The organism is Streptomyces sp. CA-250714, from assembly GCF_050936705.1.
Classification (GTDB): domain Bacteria; phylum Actinomycetota; class Actinomycetes; order Streptomycetales; family Streptomycetaceae; genus Streptomyces.
The window spans coordinates 1,569,362-1,589,252 of the sequence record NZ_JBNJMI010000001.1 but is presented as its reverse complement, the minus strand read 5'-3'; the positions used below and the strand labels follow the sequence as shown (position 1 = coordinate 1,589,252).

The 19,891-nt window shown below is 71.0% G+C and carries 14 protein-coding genes; 8 read left to right on the top strand and 6 right to left on the bottom strand.

Annotated features, from left to right (window positions below; translation table 11 throughout):
• Positions 1-27: 27 nt before the first annotated feature.
• The 4 genes from ACQEU8_RS07065 to ACQEU8_RS07050 form a co-directional block, all read right to left on the bottom strand.
• Entirely contained in the window at positions 28-3,390 is a 3,363-nt protein-coding gene (locus tag ACQEU8_RS07065; protein ID WP_433097964.1) for a lantibiotic dehydratase, read from the bottom strand.
• 18 nt (positions 3,391-3,408) lie between these two features.
• The gene (locus tag ACQEU8_RS07060) at positions 3,409-4,785 is read right to left on the bottom strand and encodes a lanthionine synthetase C family protein (RefSeq protein ID WP_433097962.1); all 1,377 of its coding nucleotides are present in this window, start codon (positions 4,783-4,785) and stop codon (positions 3,409-3,411) included.
• Positions 4,786-4,918: 133 nt separating this feature from the next.
• The gene (locus tag ACQEU8_RS07055) at positions 4,919-5,074 is read right to left on the bottom strand and encodes a hypothetical protein (RefSeq protein WP_433097960.1); all 156 of its coding nucleotides are present in this window, start codon (positions 5,072-5,074) and stop codon (positions 4,919-4,921) included.
• A 225-nt stretch (positions 5,075-5,299) separates the two neighbouring features.
• Positions 5,300-7,333, bottom strand: coding sequence for an ATP-binding cassette domain-containing protein (locus ACQEU8_RS07050; RefSeq protein ID WP_433097958.1), 2,034 nt, complete (start codon positions 7,331-7,333; stop codon positions 5,300-5,302).
• 400 nt (positions 7,334-7,733) lie between these two features.
• Between ACQEU8_RS07050 and ACQEU8_RS07045 the strand changes: the two genes are divergently transcribed.
• Positions 7,734-8,948, top strand: coding sequence for a glycosyltransferase (locus ACQEU8_RS07045; RefSeq protein WP_433097956.1), 1,215 nt, complete (start codon positions 7,734-7,736; stop codon positions 8,946-8,948).
• Between the two features lie 214 nt (positions 8,949-9,162).
• Positions 9,163-11,406 carry an RNA polymerase recycling motor ATPase HelR gene (helR, locus tag ACQEU8_RS07040; RefSeq protein WP_433097954.1) on the top strand — a complete coding sequence of 748 codons (2,244 nt, stop codon included), beginning with the start codon at positions 9,163-9,165 and terminating at the stop codon, positions 11,404-11,406.
• Between the two features lie 140 nt (positions 11,407-11,546).
• Here helR and ACQEU8_RS07035 read toward each other — a convergent pair whose 3' ends face one another.
• Positions 11,547-13,058 (bottom strand): hypothetical protein, encoded by a 1,512-nt coding sequence (locus ACQEU8_RS07035; protein ID WP_433097952.1) that lies wholly within the window; start codon positions 13,056-13,058, stop codon positions 11,547-11,549.
• Positions 13,059-13,730: 672 nt separating this feature from the next.
• Here ACQEU8_RS07035 and ACQEU8_RS07030 point away from each other — a divergent pair.
• From ACQEU8_RS07030 to ACQEU8_RS07005, 6 genes are all read left to right on the top strand, one after another.
• Positions 13,731-15,359, top strand: a complete 1,629-nt coding sequence (locus ACQEU8_RS07030; protein ID WP_433097950.1) for an ATP-binding protein — start codon at positions 13,731-13,733, stop codon at positions 15,357-15,359.
• Positions 15,360-15,363: 4 nt separating this feature from the next.
• Entirely contained in the window at positions 15,364-15,768 is a 405-nt protein-coding gene (locus ACQEU8_RS07025) for a roadblock/LC7 domain-containing protein (RefSeq protein ID WP_433097948.1), read from the top strand.
• Entirely contained in the window at positions 15,765-16,133 is a 369-nt protein-coding gene (locus tag ACQEU8_RS07020) for a DUF742 domain-containing protein (protein WP_433097946.1), read from the top strand. The genes ACQEU8_RS07025 and ACQEU8_RS07020 overlap by 4 nt, the downstream gene beginning before the upstream one ends.
• Positions 16,114-16,734: a GTP-binding protein gene (locus ACQEU8_RS07015; RefSeq protein ID WP_433097944.1), complete on the top strand. Its 621-nt coding sequence runs from the start codon at positions 16,114-16,116 to the stop codon at positions 16,732-16,734. The genes ACQEU8_RS07020 and ACQEU8_RS07015 overlap by 20 nt, the downstream gene beginning before the upstream one ends.
• Positions 16,731-17,993: a cytochrome P450 gene (locus tag ACQEU8_RS07010; RefSeq protein ID WP_433097942.1), complete on the top strand. Its 1,263-nt coding sequence runs from the start codon at positions 16,731-16,733 to the stop codon at positions 17,991-17,993. The genes ACQEU8_RS07015 and ACQEU8_RS07010 overlap by 4 nt, the downstream gene beginning before the upstream one ends.
• Positions 17,994-18,138: 145 nt before the next feature.
• Positions 18,139-18,978, top strand: coding sequence for a metallophosphoesterase family protein (locus ACQEU8_RS07005; protein ID WP_433097940.1), 840 nt, complete (start codon positions 18,139-18,141; stop codon positions 18,976-18,978).
• Between the two features lie 306 nt (positions 18,979-19,284).
• Here the strand turns inward: ACQEU8_RS07005 and ACQEU8_RS07000 are convergent, their stop codons facing one another.
• A complete protein-coding gene (locus ACQEU8_RS07000) occupies positions 19,285-19,875 on the bottom strand; it encodes a DUF4232 domain-containing protein (protein ID WP_433097938.1) in 591 nt (196 codons plus the stop codon).
• Positions 19,876-19,891 lie beyond the last annotated feature (16 nt).

Sequence of the window (19,891 nt, the reverse complement as noted above, 5' to 3'; positions counted from 1 at the left end):
TTACGCGTCTTACGGGTCATACGCGTCTCACGGGCCCGAGCGTGAGGCGTGCGCGGCCCGGTCGAGGAGCCGTCGCCACACCCCGTACGCGAGCTCCTCCTCGCCGCGGCGTAGCCCCATGCGGTTGCAGTGCATGTGCAGCAGGCTCAGCACGATGCTGTCGCGGCCCGCCTGGAGTCGGCCTGTCCGCGCCAACTCGGCCATCCGCCGCGTCAGTCGCTCCGCGGCCGGGCGCCAGGAGGCGGCGGCCTCGTCGAGCAGCAGGCGGGTCGGGCCGTCGCCGGTGCGGGCGGTCCACAGGCTCCGCCCGGCAGCCCGGTAGACGCTGCCGCCGGCGTTCTGCGTCGCTGCGACGCGAGCGATGGCGTGCCGCGCCTCTGCCTCGGGGATCAGACAGGCGCACAGCCGGTCGAGGGTGAGAGCGACCAGCGCGACACGGCCGAGGTCCGTGTCCGCGCCCAGGTCCGGCAGCGGGCCAGGGTCCGGCAGGCCGGTCCCGCCGCCGCGAACGTGCCGGAGGAGTTGAACGACGGCCGTGCTGTCCCGCCGGAACCAGTCCTCCGCATCGGCGATGAGTTCCGGACCGCCGTAACGCTCCACCTCGCGCTGGTAGCTCACGAAGGTGTGGTCCGAGATGTGCCCGCCGCGAGCGAGGTCGTAGGTCCAGGCGGTCACATCGCGCAGCACCTCCTGACGCGTGGCCTCGTCGGGCACGAAGAACCGTATGCGCAGGTGGGGGGCCGGATCGGCGTAGCGTACGAAGAACGGCGCTGCCACGCCGTACCGTTCGGACAGCTGCTCCGCGAGGGCGGCCAGGCCCACCCTCAGCAGCGTGTCATGGGCGTCCGGCTCGGCGTAGAGCTTGACGGCCAGCCAGTCGCTGCCGACCCGCTTGATCCGTCCTTCAGGCCCGTCCCGGCCGTCCTGCCCGTCCCATGCGCCGTCGGTGCGGGCGCGAGCCGCGCGTACCCCGACGCGCCGGGCCGGCGGACCCGGGTCCTGACCGGCCCTGACGAGGGGCACCACGACCTCGGAGGCGTACGGCTCACCGGCAGCGTCGCGCAGGAAGCCCTCGTCGGGTGCGGGCAGCACCTCCTCCAGGACGATCCCTTCCTCGCCGGCCCGTGCCAGCGTCTCCCGCAGCTCGCGCAGGCAGGGCGCGCTGGTGAGGTCGAGCAGCAGGGTGTTGTCGTAGCTGACGATGTTGACCAGGCGGGGCACCAGCCATGTCTCGGCCCAGGCGTTGACGGCCTCGGCGAACGCGGCCTGCCCGTCGGCTCCGCTGCCGCCGCCCCGGCCGCCGGGAGGAGCGACGTCGGGTTCGCGCAGCCGCCACTGCGCGCGGCGCAGCACCAGGTTCCCTCGCTCGACGCGGGGCAGGAACGGCATGGTCCCGCTCAGCTCACCCCAGCTGAACGAAGCGATCGACCCCGAGAGCGCGCCGGAGACCTCCAGCAGGAACCGGCACGCGTTCGGCGCTCCCAGCCAGTTGAGCAGCGTGCGCTGGGTGATGTGCAGCCGTCGGCCCAGGGTGCGGCTGCGCAGATAGAGCTTTCCGTCGGCCACGCCGACGAGGACATCGTCCAGGCGGATCACCCGCGACTCGTCCCGGCCGGGCGTGACATTGACCGGCAGCTCCCACGCATGGGCTGTGGGGCGGATCGAGACGTTCACCAGCCGGGCGTCCCCGGGGAGATACGCCAGCTCGGCGCAGACGGCGTCGCCCTGGCGCTGCTCCTCGGCGGCGGCCAGGTCCTGGAGCGAGGCCCGGACATCCGCGTCGAGCAGATCGTGGAACCGGGCGAAGGTCCGGCCGCCCGACGCCACCCCGATGGTGCTGCAGACGGCACGCCAGCCCTCGCCGCCGGAGCTCGGGGCCATCAGTTCGAGGTACAGGTCGAGTACGGGCGGCGGGGGCCGGTCGTCGTCCGGGGCGGCGGAGGCGTCGGCGAGCTCGCCGAGCAGCCGGTCGTCGAGCTGGACGCTCGGCTCCCGCCGTGCGAGGGCCGTCGCCACCAGCCGGGTCAGCGCGGCCTCCCGTGCCGACCGGGCGGCGGGCTCCCTGCCGACGCCGGGCAGGGGGAACTCCCGTGGCGGGGAGCGGTATCCGCGGGGCGGCCCCAGGCCGGTCTCCGCGGACAGCGCCTCCAGCACCGGGATTTCCGACTGGTCGCCGTACCGTTCGCAGAAGGCGTCGGCGTACTCCGTCAGATGCGGCGGGTAGCGGTGCTCCGTACCCACACGGGCCAGCACATGTGCGGCCTCCTCCGCCAGGGCGGCCACCGGTCGGGGGAGCACCAGGGGCGGGTCGACGGCCAGCGCGGCGTCGATCTGGAGGGTGGGCCCGTCGTATCCGCCGAGTGCGGTGGGCATCGGCGCGCTGGCCGTCCTCAGCAGCTCCGACACGGGGAGCTCGCCCCGGTTGAACGCGCCGATCGCGGCCTCCACCTCGTCGATCGCCTGGGCGACTGACGGGTCGGTGACGGGCGGCAGCATCGACCGCAGCAGCACTTCCGGGGAGCTCACCGATGGCGAGGAGGCGTCGGCCGGGTCTGCCCGATCGGTCGGCGGGGTGAGCAGGCGCGGGCGCTCGGCCGTGATGAGGATGTCGCTGTCGAGGAGGCCGCCGAGCAGGGCGGCGATCCGCTCCGCACCGGCGTTCGGATAGGCGTCGGTGAGCAGGGCGGTCAGCCGGCCGAGCGTCGTCGGCGTACGGGTGTGGTCGAGTACGGACCGCACCGGAGCCGTGAGCCGCACGCTGACGGAGCGCCGGCTCCTGGGCGTGCCGTCGGCGTCCGAAGTTGCGTCGGCTGCGTCGCCCTCCCCGTAGCCGTCAGCGGTGGGCAGCCACACCCGGCCGCGGGCCACATGGAGCAGATCGTTGCGCCGTACCCGGACGTCCCCGGAACGCCCGTCGGCGAAGGCGAGCCGCTTGACCAGGTGCATGACCCAGCCCGCGTCGGCGCGGGCCCGGGCGGCTCCCATGGCGGACGGGCCGAGCCGGGTGCGCTGCTGCTCGCCGAACACACCTGTGGCCACGCCCGCGACGAGCCCGAGAGGCGTCGAGCGGAAGCTCATCCGGTTCAGATAGCGGCCCAGGCTGCGCACGGCCCGGCGGCGGTCCTTGCGGGTGAGCCGGTCGAACCGCTCTACGGCGTCCGCCAGATGAGATGTGGCGACCCGTACGGCGTCGGCCACGCCCGGGGTCCACCACAGCTTCAGCAGCTTTTCCGCGTAGTCGTCCTGCCAGGCGTCGGTGTGCCCGGCGTCGCCGTCCGCTACGGACGACAGCGACCTCAGCAGTTCCAGCATCGGGCGAGCGGGCAGGGCGGGCGCCCTCAGCATGAAGAACCCGCATGCCCGGTAGGTGTCGGCGGTCGAGTGGCTCACGTAGCGTTCACGCCCGATTCACGCCCGCACATCGGCCCGGGTCAGGAACAGCACCTCGTCCCACTCGGCCGCCGCGCGCGACACGGTACCGAGCAGGGTGAGCAGGACTCCGGCCGCGCCGTTCAACAGCCCGGCGTGGTGCTCCAGTTCTCCCCGTGCGGGCTGATCGGGGAACAGGTGGGGGTGGTCCGGGTCCGCGTGCGCGCAGACCCGCGCCCGGAGGTCGTCACACATCCGCCGCAGGCCCGGCGCGCTGGTCTGTGCGGCGGCACGGCCGCAGATGGCCAGCAGCCCCGACAGCCCGTGGCACACCGTGGGAGAGAACACGTTCCACTGCTCGACAGGGGTGCGTTCGACACCGGCGAGCGCGGCCGCCGCAAGCTCGGCCGGCTCCGGGTCGCCGCCGGCCGCGGACGCCGACAGCAGGGACACGGCGACGCCGGGTGCGCCGTAGCACCACGCGGCCCGGCCCGGCACCTGCTCGGCGGTGGTGTCGGGGCGCCCGGTGTCCGGGTCGGGCGGCAGAGCGGCGGCCCACGTCGGATGGTCGAGTCCTGGGATACGCCATGCGTCGAGCTGCCGGACGAGGTCACCGATCCGCTGCCGCACCCGGCGGACCCGCGTGTCTCCCCGCTCGTTCCAGCCCGCGATGCCCGTCGTATGGGCTGCGTCGGCGCGGCAGAGCGCCGCGAGGATGCCCGGCGGCCCGTGGGCGAAGCCGAGATTGAACATGCCGTCGGGGAAGTTCTTCAAGTACCACGGAAGCGTGACCGGCTGTCCGTCGGTGCCCGGAGCGGCGGGATAGCGGGAGGGCGCGCAGAACCACCGGGGCCTGCCGCCGTCGTCGCGGGTCAGCTCCAGGAGGTAGTCGACAAGCCGGTCGGTGGCCTCCCGCGCGGCGCCGGTCGCGGGCTCGCCGAGCACGTCAGCGGCCTTGAGCAGCGCGGAAAGCTGGCCGGCCGCGCCATCGATGACGTCGTAGTCGTAGGAGGCGACGCTCTCGGCGGAGAGGGAGAGCTTCAGGGCCAGCGCCTGCCGGCCGAGCTGGTCGGTCATCGTCGCGAGCGCCGGGAGGTAGCGCGGCTCCAGGCGGGCGTACTCGGCCACCACCCAGACGACGCCCGCGGTCCCGCTGTACAGCCCCGCTGCCGCCAACGGCGCGTTGGCACTCGCCTCGGCGGTACGACGTAGCTGGAGCTGGCCCGCCTTCAGACAGCGGTCGTCATCGAACACTTCCGCGGCGTATCGGAGGGCGAGCGCTACGCCTGGTGCGCCCTGCGCCAGATCCACTTGCCCCTCGGCGTCTCCGGCCGACGCCGCCAGCCGCTCGGCCGTGCCACGGGCCAGGCGCAGAGCCTCGTCGTCGCTCACCTTCCGCACGGAACGCGACTCCACGGCGCGGCTCCCCTCCCAGGTCCGTAAGAACTCCCAGGTCCATAAGAAAGCGACCACCCGGAGGGCTCACCCGTCCCACTGATACGGACCGCGACACCCTCCGCGTGGCCTGCCATGAGGCGTGTATGCGGAGTCAGTCGCAGGACGCCCCGGGACACGTCGCCCGCGACGTCCCGGCCCCGCAATTCGGCTCCTGGGTCACCATCCCGGCGGAGACGGCCGGGGTTTCCACGTAACGGACGCGCAGGTCGAGAGAGAATTCGTCGGCGGATTCCCATTCGCTGTTCATGTTGTTTCCCTCCGAGAGGAGCACATGGATTTCCCCGAGGAATCGGCGCTTGGAGATGCCGGATTTATCTCAGGGCGCTCAAGGAACGTAACCGAGCGCCGCGGACAGCGTCAACACACCTGTAACAACGGTCACTTGACGAGCACACGCCCCATTTCTGCCGCGCCCCGTCAGGGGCGCGGGGAACTGCGCGAGCGACCACGACGCACCCGCAGTCTGCGTACATCAGGCAGGGGCACCCCCCTCACACTGGAACGGGAGGGCCGGCCCTCGCGACGAGGCGAGCCCATATTGCGCGGCCTGCGCCTCGAACATGCCCTGATACAGGCCGCCGGAAATGCCCATCAGCTGCTCATGGGTGCCGTGTTCGGCAACGCGCCCATGGCCGAGGACATAGATGTGGTCCGCCGTGGCCGTCGCGGCGAGCCGATGGGTGATCAGCACCACCGCGGTGCCGCTGTCGGCCAGTGTCCGCAGCCGCTCGAACGCCTCGATCTCGGCGTGTGGATCGAGCGCGGAGGTCGGCTCGTCGACGAGGAGGAACGGCGCGTCGCGGTAGCGGCTGCGGGCGTTGCCCAGTTTCTGCCACTGTCCGCCCGAGAGCTGGACGCCGCGTTCGTACCCCTTGAAGACGATGGAGTCCCAGCCGTATGGCAGGCCCTCGACCAGCGCATCCACATCGGCAGCCCGCGCGGCGTCCTTGACCCGGGCCATGTCCCGGGGACGGTCACCGGCACCGATGGCGATGTTCGCGGCAGCTGTCATCTGCCAGTTGGGGAAGTCCTGCGCCAGCAGACCGACGGAGCGGAAGATCTGGTCCCGGTCGGCCTCGGCTGCCTCCACCCGTTCTCCCTCCGGTCCCTCCCACCACACCTTGCCGCTGCTGGGCAGCAGCAGCCCGGCCAGGATCTTGGCCAGCGTGGACTTGCCCGAGCCGTTCGCACCGACGAGTGCGGTCACCTCACCCCGCCGTACGGAGACGTCGACGCCGCGCAGCGAGGGCACCTCGGCGCCCGGGTAGGTGAAGGAGACGTCCCGCACCTGGATCGCCCGTACCGGCGAGGGCAGCGGTTTGCCGGTCTGCGGGATGGCGTGCCGGGCCGCCAGCTCCGTGGCTTCCTCGGTGTCGCTGAGCTGCAGCATCTCCTCGTACATGCGGTTGACCTGCTGGACCAGGGAGGTGAGCCGGGCAGTGGAGTTGCGGATGGCGACGACCGCGGTGCCACCGACGGCCAGCGGGAGACCGCCGCTGGTCAGCAGCCACCACAGCACTCCGTAACAGCCCAAGGACGCCACGCCGGAGAACGCACCGGCGACCAGATCGGTGTGGGCCTGCGCCCGGGCCAGGCGCCGCTGTTCGTTCTCCATCAGCCCCGACATCTCCTCGTACCCGCGCAGCAGCAGCGAGCCGGCCGCGTGGGCCCGGACCTCTCCGGCGGCGTGCGGCATCGTCAGGTACTGCAGCAGCGTGGTGACCGCTCGCCGGTGATCCACCCAGTGCCGCCGTGAGATGTACTCCCGGCGTGCCGAGCGCACTGCTCCCCAGCCCTTGGGCAGGGCGATCGCCAGCAGCATCGGCAGCAGTGCCCAGTGCAGCGAGGCCAGTACGACGGCTGCGGCCACCAGGCCGATCACGACGTTGGCGACGCCTACGGACAGGCCGAGCATGCGCCTTGCCGAGTCGGTGCCGAACTTGCCTGCCTCCAGGTGCCGTTGCACATGCGGCTGCTCGGTTGCCACGACTTCCACCCGTGCGACCGCGCGGTAGTACCGGATGGAGACGGCTCGCTCGACCTGCGGCTCCAACCGCCCGGACATCGCCGTCGACCAGGCCGCGAGCAACGCGGTGCCCACGGAGACGACGGCCAGCATCGCGAGCGCGGGCAGGGACTGCTCCAGCTTGTCGCCGGCCGGACCGTTCGCGAACAGCTCGTTGAGTACGCCGTTGACCGCCACGAGCCCGAACGCCGCCGTCAGCCCCTGGCCGATCTGCGCTGTCACCAGCCCGGCCAGCGCCCGGGGGTCCGCGCCCCATCCGGCCCGCAGCACGACGCCCACCATCCGCGGCAGCGCGGCAGCCAGCTGCCCGAACCGCACACGTGCCAGTGCGCCCTCGTGCTCGACGAACGACTGGTCCCAGCGCAACCGCCCGCCGAACAGCTCCTGTTCCGCTGCTGAGACTCCGTCCACGGCCGCCCTCTCGCGCGGCTGCTCTTCGCCGACCGACGCCGGACCGTCCGCATCGGCCCCTTGCCTCATACCGACTCTCCGGTATGCGGGCACTGGGGCCGGGGGAGCTGCTCGGTTACGTCAACGCCGGGCGCTGGGGCAGGACTTGGGGCCACGGTTTCCTCCGGATGGGCGCCGCTTCGGGCGGAGGATCACCGTACTCACACACCCGGACCGGGGTCAGGGCGGGCGCCGGTCGCCATCCACCGGCGCGCGCGGGGTGCGGCGTGCGCCCCGTGGGCCTGAACCTGCCGGCCTGCCGGAGCCGGCATCCGGGGCCGCAAAAGGTGCGGCCAAAAAGGAAAGGCAAGGAGATCGCTACTCCCTGCCATGCTCAAGGTATAGCGCACTGGGGGGCTTGCGGCAAGGCCCCGGTGGTGCCGCAGACTCACGGACCTGAGCCGGAGCCTGCGGAAATGAGAGTCACGAAATGCATGTGGTGTTGTCGGGGTACGACTCGCGCGGCGGCGTCGAGCCGCTGGTGGGGCTCGCGGTGCGGTTGCGGGAACTGGGCGCGGAGGTGCGGGTGTGCGCGCCGCCGGACGAGGAGTTCGCGGAGCGGCTGGCAGGGGTCGGCGTGCCACTGGTGCCGGTCGGCCGGTCGGTGCGCGCGCTGGCGACCGGGACGAAGCCGCCGTCGCCGGCCGACCTGCCCCGGCGCGCTGCCGAGCTGATCGCCGCGCAGCTCGACGCGCTCCCCGCGGTGGCCGAGGGGTGTGACGCGCTGGTGGCGACCGGCTTGATGCCGGCCGCGGCCGGAGCGCGGTCGGTGGCCGAGAAACTGGGCATCCGCTACGTATACGCGACGTTTCAGCAGCTCACCCTGCCGTCGCCGCACCACCCGCCGATCGCGTATCCGGGTCGGCCGTTCCCACCGGAGGTGACCGACAACCGGGTGCTGTGGGACCTGGACGCCCGGAGCATCGACGAACTCTTCGGCGAGGCGCTCAACGCCGAGCGGGCAGCGATCGGCCTGCCGCCGGTGGACACCGTCCGCGACTACGTCATCGGCGACCGGCCGTGGCTGGCCACGGACCCGGTCCTGGACCCGTGGCAGGAGACCGGAGAGCTCGACGTCGTACAGACCGGCGCGTGGCTCCAGCCCGACGAACGCCCGCTTCCGGACGAGCTGGTGGCGTTCCTGGAGGCCGGCACACCACCCGTGTACGTCGGCTTCGGCAGCGCGGCCATGCGCGGGGCGACGGACGTCGCCCAGGTGGCCGTCGAGGCGGTCCGCGCGCAGGGCCGCCGCGTCCTCGTGGCCCGCGGCTGGGCCGGCCTTGATCTGATCGACGACCGGGACGACTGCTTCGCCGTCGGCGAGGTCAACCATCAGGCACTGTTCGGCCAGGTGGCCGCCGTTGTGCACCACGGCGGCGCGGGCACCACGACGACGGCCGCCCGGGCCGGCGTGCCCCAAGTGGTGCTGCCCCAGGGCGCTGACCAGCCGTACTGGGCCGGGCGAGTGGCCGAGCTGGGCATCGGCGCGGCACATGACGGTCCTACGCCGACGACCGAGTCCGTGTCGGCCGCGCTCACCACGGCACTGGCCCCGGAGACCCACGTACGAGCGAGGGCCGTGGCCGCCACGATGGCCACCGACGGCGCGTCGGTGGCCGCGAAGCTGCTGCTCGACGCGGGCTGAGCCGCAGGGTCCCGCGCACCCGCGGGAACCGTCGAGCCGGGTGCGGAACACCAGCACCGCACACCCGCACACCTCCACGACCTGAACCGACAACGGCACGGGCGGCCCACATCAGTCGGTGTGTTGCTCACCACGCCCACCAGGTTCGTCACGCCAGTACGGACACCTTGCCGCGCGCCATTGCCGCGAGCGATCCCAGAACGGAGCCCATGCCGTGCACCCGCTGACCACCAGCGTGTTTGACCTTCCCGACCACCTTTCCCCCAAGGCGGACCCGACGCTGATCGCCGGTGACGAGCAGCACTTCGCGGCCATCGCCGAGAGCCTGGAGCAGACGATCGCCGAACTGTCCGACAACCTCGATGCCGCACGCAGGGCACCCGGCGGCACCGGCCGGCAGGCGATGGACCGGGACGCCGAGATCCACCGGCTGACCGCTCGGCTGCGCACGCTGCGCCGCTTCGGTCTCGACCTGTGCCTCGGGCGCATGGTCGGCGCGGACGACCCCGAGCCGGTGTACGTCGGACGGCTCGGCCTGACGGACAGCGAGGGACGCCGGCTGCTGGTCGACTGGCGGTCACCCGCGGCCGAGCCGTTCTTCGGAGCCACCCACGCCAATCCGATGGGCCTGGCGAGCCGCCGCAGATACCGCTGGACCCTCACCCACTCTCGGCTCCGCGCTGGTGGGGGGACCCCCGCCCGGATCAGCGACTACTGGGACGAGGTGTTCACCCCGGACGGTCTTGTCGGAGACGAGCTGATCAGGCGCTGCGAAGGGCACGCCGCGCTCGACGACCAGTCCGCGTTCATCGCCAGCCTGGGCAGCAACAGGTCGGAACGGATGCGCGACGTACTCAGCACCATCCAGGCCGACCAGGACGCCATCATCCGCGCGGGATCACGCGGCGCTCTCGTCGTCGACGGCGGCCCGGGTACGGGGAAGACCGTCGTCGCCCTGCACCGCTCCGCCTACCTCCTCCACTCCGACCCCCGTCTGGGTCACCGCCGGGGCGGTGTGCTGTTCGTCGGTCCGCACCGGCCCTATCTGGCGTACGTCGCGGATGTCCTGCCGAGCCTCGGGGAGGAGGGCGTGCAGACCTGCACCCTGTGGGACCTCGTGGCCGAGGGAGCCACGGCAGCGGTCGAGGCCGATCCGGAGGTGGCCCTCCTGAAGTCGTCCGCGGACATGGTGCGGGCGATCGAGAAGGCCGTCAGGTTCTACGAGGAGCCGCCCGCCGAGGGGATGACGGTCACGACCGACTGGGCCGACATCCAGCTGAGCGCCGACGACTGGGCCGAGGCGTTCGACGCGGTGGAACCAGGCACTCCGCACAACGAGGCACGCGAGCAGATCTGGGCGGAGCTGGTCGCGATTCTGCTGGACAAGCTCGGCGGCGATGTCCCGCCCGACCTCTTCCGGCGGTCGCTGCTGCACGACGAGGAGCTGGTCACGACCCTCAACCGGGCATGGCCGCTGCTCGAAGCGGCCGACCTCGTCGGGGACCTGTGGTCGGTACCCGCCTATCTGCGGATGTGCGCTCCCTGGCTCAGCCGCGACGAGGTGCGCAAGCTACAGCGCAAGGAGGCCCCCCAGTCCTGGACGGTGTCCGACCTGCCGCTCTTGGACGCGGCACGGCAGCGGCTCGGCGACCCGGAGGCGGCCCGCCGGAAGCGCCGGCACGCGGCCATCCTCGCCGGCCAGCGCGAGCGCATGGCGCAGGTGGTCGACAACCTGATCGAGGCAGCGGCCGTCTCCGGTGCCGACGGTGACGACGGCGAGGGCCTGGTGACGATGCTGCGCGGCGCGGACGCCCGGAACAGCCTGGTCGACGATGCCGAACTGCCACCCGTCGATCAGGATCTGCTCGCCGGTCCGTTCGCGCACATCGTCGTGGACGAGGCACAGGAACTGACCGACGCGGAGTGGCAGATGCTGCTGCTCCGCTGCCCGTCCCGGAGCTTCACCATCGTCGGGGACCGCGCCCAGGCCAGACACGGGTTCACGGAGTCGTGGCAGGAACGGCTCCGCCGCATCGGCCTCGACCGGATCAACCTGGCTTCGCTGAGCATCAACTACCGGACACCGGAGGAAATCATGGCCGAGGCCGAGCCGGTCATCCGCGCGGTGCTCCCGGACGCCAACGTGCCGACCTCCATCCGCAGCAGTGGCATCCCGGTCGTCCACGGCTCCGTCTCCGACCTGGACTCGACCCTCGACACCTGGCTCGCCACCCACCCCGACGGCACCGCCTGCGTCATCACCACCGGCGCGGACCGTACGTCCCGAACGAAGCCCCGCGTCCGCTCACTGACCCCGGAGCTGTCCAAGGGCCTCGAGTTCGACCTCGTCGTCCTCATAGACCCGGAGGACTTCGGCGAGGGCGTCGAAGGAACTGTCGACCACTATGTCGCCATGACCCGGGCGACCCAACAATTGGTCATCCTCACCAGCTCGTGACCCCGCGCCCCGTCAGGGGCGCGGGGAACTGCGCGACAAGCCACGACGCAAGCCGCAGCCCGCAAGCGTCAGCAAGGGGCACCCCCTACCCGCAACAACGGAGAGGGCACCCTCGTCGGAGGCCGACGGCAAACTACCGCTCAGCCATCCAGCCAGTCGCCGCCCACGGCTGAAGGCACATACCCCTGCGCGTTCCAAAGGAAATGCGGATGCGCGCAGCCGAACATATAGGCCAGCAGGGCCGTGTCCTCCTTCCACGTCGCCGGCCGGTGCAGGGCGTGGAAGAGAGCCGCGCCCACCTCCCCGGAGTCGACCTGGACATCGCGGGCGCCCTCACCGCCCGCCAGCGAAGCGACAACAGCGGCTACGTAGGTGCGGCGCAGTATCTCCCACGCCGTACCGACGTCACCGTGCCATTCCCCGTGCAGGGCCTCGAACGCGGCGAGCTCCCGGTCGAACAGCCGCCACACCTGCGGGTGTTCCGACCGGCAGCGTGCCGACAGCCGGGCCGCGCGTTCGCCGAGACCGCCCACCGTGGGGGTGTGGCCGGTGCGCAGTACGACGCCGTCGGTCAGCAGGCCGGTGCAGGCGTTGGGCTCGATGCCGCACAGCGGGCAGTCGTCCATCGGAGGCAGGCCGTTGGTGATCCCGTCGAACCACAGCGCGTGCCGCCCGGTCAGACCCTCCCAGACGATGGTGGTGTCCATCAGCCAGGTGTTCCACAGCAGGCCGTGGGACTCCGGCATGCACCCGTACTTGATCAGCGCGAGCACACAGGCTCCGTACAGTGCCTTGTCGTGCGTGGACATGGAGCTCAGCCAGAAGTTGCTGCCCTCCCCGGTGACCGCGTCCGCGCGGGCGTCGGTCATGTCATTGAGCACCCGGCACAGCACCAGTGAGGCGAGGTGTTCCTCCTGCCACAGCTCGGAGTCGGGGGAGACGTGCCAGAACAGGCAGTCCATGAGCTGGAGCAGGGTGTAGGCCGGCTTGTCGAGCGGCGTCGACTGGGAGAGCGTGGCGCTGCCCGACACATGCCGTTTCAGCCAGTACTCGTCGACGGACCGCTTGTAGGCGGCGTACAGGCCGCATATCAGGGCCCGCGCACTGTTGGTCGCGCGGTCCTCGGCCAGCCGCTGCTCCACCACCCGCGCGGTGGCGGACACCTCGATCGCCGCCTCGACACGCTTGTACTCGTGGAGCACCAGGATGTCGTCCTCGTGCCGGAACCTGAGGCCGAGATTGCGGTCGGAGTCGTTCATCTTCCGGGTCCACACCCAGCCGCCGGTCAGCACGCTGTCGAGCTCTTTCCGGTAGGGCCACGTCTTGACCGTGAGCGGACGCCCGTCGCTCCTGCGCCAGTCGTAGTCGTCCAGGCTGCGCCTGAGCGGCTTGGGCAGATGAGCACAGAGCGTACATGTGCACGAATCGTCATCGGCGGGGGAGTCCGTGCGCTCAGCCCGCTCGCGCCAGGCGCCTTCCAGCAATGCGCAGGAGAGCCGGCACAGACTGATGCCGGTCTCCATGCCGGGGAATGCCCGCTGTATGACGGACAGGCATTCATCCAGCCTGTGCAGGCGTTCCTTGCCCTGTTCGTCGGGTGCGGGGAATTCCCTGGGCGCGCGGGCCAGTGCTCCTTCCACGGGGAATGTCATGCCGCCGTTGTGCCGAACTTCCCGGCGGGCGGCCGCATTCCGGCGGACAATGCCGGATTGTTCGCGCCGCTTGTAGTCTTCCGTACAACTCCTGACAGCGTTTCTGACCACGTTTGCTAATTCGCTGCTGGTGCCGCTTCGTCCCATCGGTGAGTCCTCCTGCTCGTGGGAACCCTCACGTCGGTGTTGCGGTGCATGTCATGCGCGGTGCGGTGGGGCGTACGGTGCCGAAGCGCGCTCCTCCCCGGCGCCAGGGGCAGTCTCCCCAACAAACGGCGGGCACATCCGAGATGGGCAGATGGCAGATGCCCCGCGCACGTGACCGTTCAAGAGTGAACGAACTCGGTCAAGAAGGCAACACTTTCCGAAAGTGCGGCTCCCCACCCGAGGATTTCGCGCAAGGCTCTGGCGACCGGTCCCGGGCGTCCTCCAGGGCGCCGGCACTCGAACGGAAATCCGAGGTGTATGGCAGAACACGGCATCTTCTGCGAGAGGGTACTTCTCCTCGCTAAGCTCTCCGACTCCCAGCGAGTTGACGCACTCGCGGAGAGCCGCTGCCTGCCGCCACACCATTTCGGGCTCCCGTGAAAGGGAACCGAAAGCAAGCACCAGCAGGCCATTCGGCTGGTGCGTTTCCGACCGCCCCGCAAGAGCAAATTGTTGAGGATCCAGATGGCACAGGACACGACCCCACCCGCGGCCCGGCTGCCCGCTGCCTGGTACGCCTGGTGGTCACTACCCGTAGCGATATGCGTGGTCACGGCCGTGGCGATGGCCGCCGGACTGGCCGAGGCCAGGCCGGGCGTTCTCGTCGCCGGCGCGGTGGCGACGGCGGCCACGGCCGTGTGCGTCGAGCGACTGCTGACCTTGGAACTCCGGGCCCGCCAGACCGCGGAGAAGCACCGGGCCCAGGCAGCGCGGGACAAGGAACAGTGGGAGCAGTGGCTGGCGGCCGTGGAGCAGAAGCACGCCGCCGAAACCTCCGCACTGCGCGAACAGCTCGCCGGGCTGACCGAGCGGCACGAGACGCAACTGCTGCGGCTGGCCGAGGAGTTCCTGCCCAACGCGATCGACGAACTGCGCGCGGGCGAGGCGATGGACGACATGCTGCGCCCGCTCGCCGAGGACCCGGACGTACCGGAGGAGTTCCGCGCCTCGTTCAGGAAGATCCTGCGGACCGCGATGCTCAACATCGAGGAGGAGTACGACCGCAGCACCTCGGCTCGGAACTCGGTGGTGAGCATCGGCAGCCGGATGCAGGTCTACACGAGCAAGATCCGTGACCAGCTGCACGAGATGCAGGGCGTGCACTACGCCATCCCCGCGGTTGCCCGGGACCTGATGCAACTGGACCAGGAGCTCGGTCCCGCCGACTGTCTGGCCGCCAGCATCGTCGTACTGGGCGGCGCCGAGAGGCCCGCCAGGCAGTGGCAGAAGCACCAGCCGCTGATCAGCGTGGTCCGCGGTGGCATGTCACGGATCAAGGAGTACAAGCGCATCCAGCTGCGCCGGCTGCCCCAACTGGGCGTGGACGGCAGCCTGGTCGACCACCTCACGCTGATCCTCGCGCACCTCATGGACAACGCGACGCGGTACTCGCCGCCGGTGGAACAGGTGATCGTGTCCGGCCGCGAGGTGCCCAACGGGCTGGGCATCGAGATCCAGGACTCGGGCACCGGACTCAGGGACGACAAGCGGCGCTACGCGCTGCGGCTGCTGAACGGCGATCCCGTCGGCGCGGGCCCGGGCGACCTGGCGGAGGACGCCCAGATCGGACTGCGCGTCGTGGGCAACCTCGCCCGCAGGTACGGCATCACGGTCACGTTCGACGACTCGCCATGGCTCGGCACTGCCGCAGTCGTGGTGGTGCCGCACAAGTACTTCAAGCCGCTCGACAAGCCCATGTACTCCGAGCCGGCCACGCCGCGGATCCCCCGTCGGCAGACCACCTCCTTCCCGGCCTCGCCCACGCGCCCGCCCGCTGCCACTCCAGCCCCTGCCGCCGCTCCCGCGGCGGCTCCGGAAAGCCTGGACGGTTCCGGGCTTCCGGACAGCTCCGGGCTTCCGGACGACGAGGAGCCGTTCACGGGACCCACCACACCGGGCGGGCTGCCCAAGCGGAGCAAGCAGCCCGACGTACCGCGCCCGCGCCAGGACATGGACTCCGCGCCGGGAGCGGACACCTCGAGCGTGCCGCCCGAGGAGTCGTTCGCCGGACTGGCCGCGTTCGTCTCCAACTGCGGCTCGGCGGACGGGAAAGCCCCGCACGAACCCCTCGACCAGCAACCAGAGAGTGACTAGCCACATGACGCAGCACCAGACCGACTTGAGCTGGGCGCTCCGCGATCTGGCGGAGAGCATCACGGAGATCCGCTTCGCCCTGGTGGCCTCCTCCGACGGAAAGGCCATCACCTCTTATGCCGCGGACCCCGACGACGCCGACCGGTTCGCCGCCGTCGTCGCCGGCCTGCAGTCGCTGGCCCAGCCCGTCGCCGAAAAGTTCCCCAAGCACAACGGCCAGTTGCGGCTCGCCGGGATCGAGGTCGACGGTGGACACCTCTTCGTCGTACGCGCCGGAACCGAGACGTATCTGGGCGTGCTGGCCAGGTCGGGGATCGACCAGGGGGTGCTGGGGCACCAGATGAGGGACTGCGCCCGCAGGATGGGCGACCTCCTCGGCACCGCTCCGCGGCAGGAGCAGCCTGGATGACCGAACCGCAGCCGGGCTCGGGTCCCTCCGGGCTGGAGCGCTACTACGTACTCACCAGTGGCCGCAGCGCGCCCCCCGTGGGAGCGGAGACGCTCGATGTGGCCACCCTCGTCGTCGCCCGCTCCGCACCGGACCCGGGGATTCCGCCCGAGCACGACGCGATCCTCCGGATGTGCCGCGACCCGCTGTCGGTGGCCGAACTGGGCGCGCACCTCGGGCTGCCCTTCAACATTCTCGCGGTCCTGGTGGCCGACCTGCTGAACACAGGCCGTGTGGAAGCCCGCGATCCCATCGCAGGTACGGGCGACAGCGGGCCCGACCTCGCGCTTCTCGAGGAGGTACTCAGTGGACTTCAACGGCTTTGACCAGCCGGCGTTTCCGCAACGGGCGGAAGCGCTGCACTCGGGAAGCCGGTCGGTCAAAGTGATGGTCGCCGGCGGTTTCGGCACGGGGAAGACGACCATGGTCGGCTCGGTCAGCGAAATCGTGCCGCTCACCACTGAGGAAACCCTCACGCAGGCCACCGTCGGCCTTGACGACCTGGTCGGCGTGGCGGACAAGAAGAGCACCACCGTCAGCCTCGACTTCGGCCGGATCAGCCTCAACGAGCAACTGGTGCTGTACCTGTTCGGCACACCCGGGCAGGAGCGGTTCTGGTTCCTGTGGAACGGCCTGTGCAAGGGCGCCCTCGGCGCTGTCGTCCTGGTGGACACCCGGCGGCTGAGGTCCAGCTTCCGGGCCATCGAGGAGATGGAGAGGCTGGGCGTGCCGTTCGTGATCGCCCTCAACGTCTTCCCCGACGCCCGCAGCCATCCCGTCGAGGAGGTGCGGGAGGCCCTGGCCGTCCCACTGCACACGCCGATCGTCACCTGCGACGCACGCGACCGGGTGTCGAGCCGCGATGTGCTGATCGCGCTCATCCGCCACCTCAAGGAACGGTCTGTTTCCGCATTGGAGACCCGATGAACGCCCAGCCCTCCGACAGTCCGCACCTTGACGTACCGAACCGGTCCGGGGGCTGCCCTGTCCGGCACGGCGCCGCCACGACGCGGCTGTACGCGGCGGAGTCCACGGTCGATCCGTACGGAACCTACTCCCGGCTGCGCAAGCAGTACGGGCCGGTGGCGCCCGTCCTGCTGGAGGGCGATGTGCCCGCCTGGCTGGTGCTCGGTTACCGGGAGAACCGGCGGGTGCTGGACAACCCCAGCCAGTTCAGCCGGGATTCGCGCATCTGGGGGGACTGGAGGGAGGGGCGGATCCCGGACACCTCGCCGCTCATTCCGATGCTGGGGTGGCGTCCCGACTGTCTCTCCCAGGACGGGGACGCCCATCAGCGGCTGCGCAGGGCGGTCACCGACAGCATGGAGACGGTCGCCAACCGGGGGATACGCCGGCACGTCGTCCACTTCGCGCACCGGCAGATCGACGACTTCGTGCACACCGGACGCGCCGATCTGGTCCTCCAGTACGCCGAGTATCTGCCGATGCTCGTCCTCACGCGGCTCTTCGGCCTGCCGGAGACCGACGGGAAACACCTGGCGGCGTCCTGCGCCCAGGTGATGAAGGGCGGTGAGGACGCCCTCGTGCACAACGAGCGCATCGGACGGGTGCTCGCCGACCTCACGTCGCACAAACGCGCCGAGCCAGGGCCCGACTTCGCCACCGGACTGATCCAGCACCCTGCCGGCCTGGACGACGACGAGGTGCAGAACCACCTGCGCCTCGTGCTCATCGCGGCGCACACCACCACCAGCAACCTGCTGGCCCGGGTGCTCCAGTCGATCCTCAGCAACAGCTCCTCGCTCGCCGACCTGGTGAGCGGACAGCTGACCACCGCAGCGATCGTCGAGGACATGATGTGGAACTCCGCGCCGCTGTCCGTGCTCCCCGGCCGGTTCGCGACCGCCGACTGCGAACTCGGCGGCCAGCGCCTCAAGGCGGGCGACCTGCTCATCCTCGGCCTGGCCGCGGGCAACCTGGACCCGGAGATCCGTCCGCACACCGGCACCGGGGTCAGCGGCAACCATGCCCACCTGGCGTTCAGCAGCGGCCCCCACGCATGCCCCGGGCAGGCGGTGGGCCAGGCCATCATCGAAACGGCCGTGGAGGTGCTGATCCAGCGCCTCCCCGAGCTTCGACTGACCGTCGACCCCGCCGAGCTCACGGACACGTCCTCCACCTGGGAGACCCGCCTCGACCACCTTCCGGTCAGCTTCACGCCGTAGCCGAGCTGTCCCGACGGGCTGGTGCCCCGGCGCCGCGGCGAGAGGGCTGCCGCCGGGGACGCCGGGGCGCCGCGAGTGGTCCGTCGGGCTACGCCCCGGGCGAAAGCGCTCACGCTCGGCTGTCCGCGCCCCCACAGTGGCGGCCATGCTGAACCGAGTCGCGGTCCTGTCCGACATTCACGGAGTCCTGCCGGCCCTGGAGGCGGTGCTCGCCGAACGAGACGTCATCGCCGCCGATCGCATCGTGCTCACCGGCGACATCGCCGCCGGTCCGCAACCGGTGCAGGTCCTCGACCTGCTGACCGGACTCGGCGACCGCGTCAGCTGGATCAGCGGCAATGCCGACCGCGAACTCGTGGAATACCGCAGGGGTTTGCGCGACACGATCCCTGATCCGATCGCCCCCTGGGCAGCCGAACAGCTCCGCGAGGACCAGCTCGACCATCTCGGATCGTTGCCGCGCTCACTCACACTCTCCGTGCGTGGCCTGGGAAAGGTGCTGTTCTGCCATGCCACCCCGCGTGACGACGAGGAGGTGGTCCTGGTCGACTCCCGTCTCGACCGCTGGAAGGACGTCTTCGACGGACTCGGCACGGACATCCGCACCGTGGTCTGCGGCCACACCCATATGCCGTTCGTCCGCCTCGCCCACGGCCGACTCGTCATCAACCCCGGCAGCGTCGGGATGCCCTACGGAAGAAGCGGAGCCCACTGGGCCGTAGTGGGCCCCGGCGCCGAGCTGCGTACCACGGAGTTCGACGTCGAGGCTGCCGTCAGCAGGGTCGTCCAGCACTCGGCCTACCCCGAAATCGCTGACTGGGCCGACTACTTCCTGCACGCCCGCGCGACCGACGCGGACGCCCTGGAAGCCTTCGCCCCACGGGACGGGCGCACCCACGCACCGTGCCCGTCGCCGTCGCCGTCGCCGTCGCCGTCGCCGTCCTCGGACTCGCGTCCGGCAGAGCGCGGCGAAGCCGCGGACTGAGCTGCTAAGCGCCCTCGTGCGCGAGGGGCGCTGGGGCGTCGCCGGCTTGTTCAGCTACGTTCAGGGCTGCTTCGAGCCGGATCCGCCACCACCGATCGCCGCGCATGATTCGCACGCCGTTCGCCGAGCGGGCGCGTCGGCCGGATCCGCCCGCCGGACCCGCCGACCGGATACCCCGACCCGATACGTCGGCCGGCAACGCCGACCGGATTCCCCGGCCGATCGGACGCCGGTGCCCCTGTCAGCTGTATGCCGACAGGGGCACCGGGTTCGCGCGTACGGAGCTCGTCGCTGACCTGGTCCGGGTCAGCCGACGGGGACCTTCGGGGCGAGGGCGGTGACGTGCAGGCGGCCGTGGTCCACCCAGGTGGGGAGCTTGAGGGTCTTGTGGGTGGTGTTGGCGGGCGGCGTGACCTGGAGGTAGCCGGTGTGCCGGGCGTCGGGGGTGCCGGCGTTGGCGTGGGTCCAGGAGATGACGGCCTCGGCGCTCTTGTTGTTCTTGAGCGTCAGCGTCTTCTTGCCCGGGTCCTTCGCGTACCAGGTGTCGCCCCAGTGCACGGTCGAGCCCAGGGTCCGGTGGCCGGAGTCCTCCAGGCCGAGGCCCGGGTAGCCGCGCAGATTACAGGTGTGGCCGCTGGTGTTCTTCAGCTTGAGGACGACGCCCTCGTGGTTCATCCCGCCCCCGAGCTTCTCCCCGAACGACGCGGTCAGTCCCGAGGTACGGCAGGTGGGCACCGTGGCGGTCGCCTCGCTGCCAAGTGCCTGTGCGGCCCCGGCCCCGGCGAGGCCGAGCCCCGCGGTTGCCGCGACGGCCAGGCTCGCCGCGCCGACGCGCTTGGATATGCGCCCCCGTGCTGTGCTGGTCTTGCGGTACTGGTACTGCGTCATGTCGCTCATTCCCCTCTCAATCGGG

What these genes read in the sequence shown, in the direction of transcription:
- ACQEU8_RS07055 (WP_433097960.1), bottom strand. Translation starts at nt 5,074, where the DNA reads ATGAACAGCGAATGGGAATCCGCCGACGAATTCTCTCTCGACCTGCGC.
- ACQEU8_RS07050 (WP_433097958.1), bottom strand. Translation starts at nt 7,333, where the DNA reads ATGAGGCAAGGGGCCGATGCGGACGGTCCGGCGTCGGTCGGCGAAGAG.
- ACQEU8_RS07045 (WP_433097956.1), top strand. Translation starts at nt 7,734, where the DNA reads ATGCATGTGGTGTTGTCGGGGTACGACTCGCGCGGCGGCGTCGAGCCG.
- ACQEU8_RS07035 (WP_433097952.1), bottom strand. Translation starts at nt 13,058, where the DNA reads ATGACATTCCCCGTGGAAGGAGCACTGGCCCGCGCGCCCAGGGAATTC.
- ACQEU8_RS07030 (WP_433097950.1), top strand. Translation starts at nt 13,731, where the DNA reads ATGGCACAGGACACGACCCCACCCGCGGCCCGGCTGCCCGCTGCCTGG.
- ACQEU8_RS07025 (WP_433097948.1), top strand. Translation starts at nt 15,364, where the DNA reads ATGACGCAGCACCAGACCGACTTGAGCTGGGCGCTCCGCGATCTGGCG.
- ACQEU8_RS07020 (WP_433097946.1), top strand. Translation starts at nt 15,765, where the DNA reads ATGACCGAACCGCAGCCGGGCTCGGGTCCCTCCGGGCTGGAGCGCTAC.
- ACQEU8_RS07010 (WP_433097942.1), top strand. Translation starts at nt 16,731, where the DNA reads ATGAACGCCCAGCCCTCCGACAGTCCGCACCTTGACGTACCGAACCGG.
- ACQEU8_RS07005 (WP_433097940.1), top strand. Translation starts at nt 18,139, where the DNA reads ATGCTGAACCGAGTCGCGGTCCTGTCCGACATTCACGGAGTCCTGCCG.
- ACQEU8_RS07000 (WP_433097938.1), bottom strand. Translation starts at nt 19,875, where the DNA reads ATGAGCGACATGACGCAGTACCAGTACCGCAAGACCAGCACAGCACGG.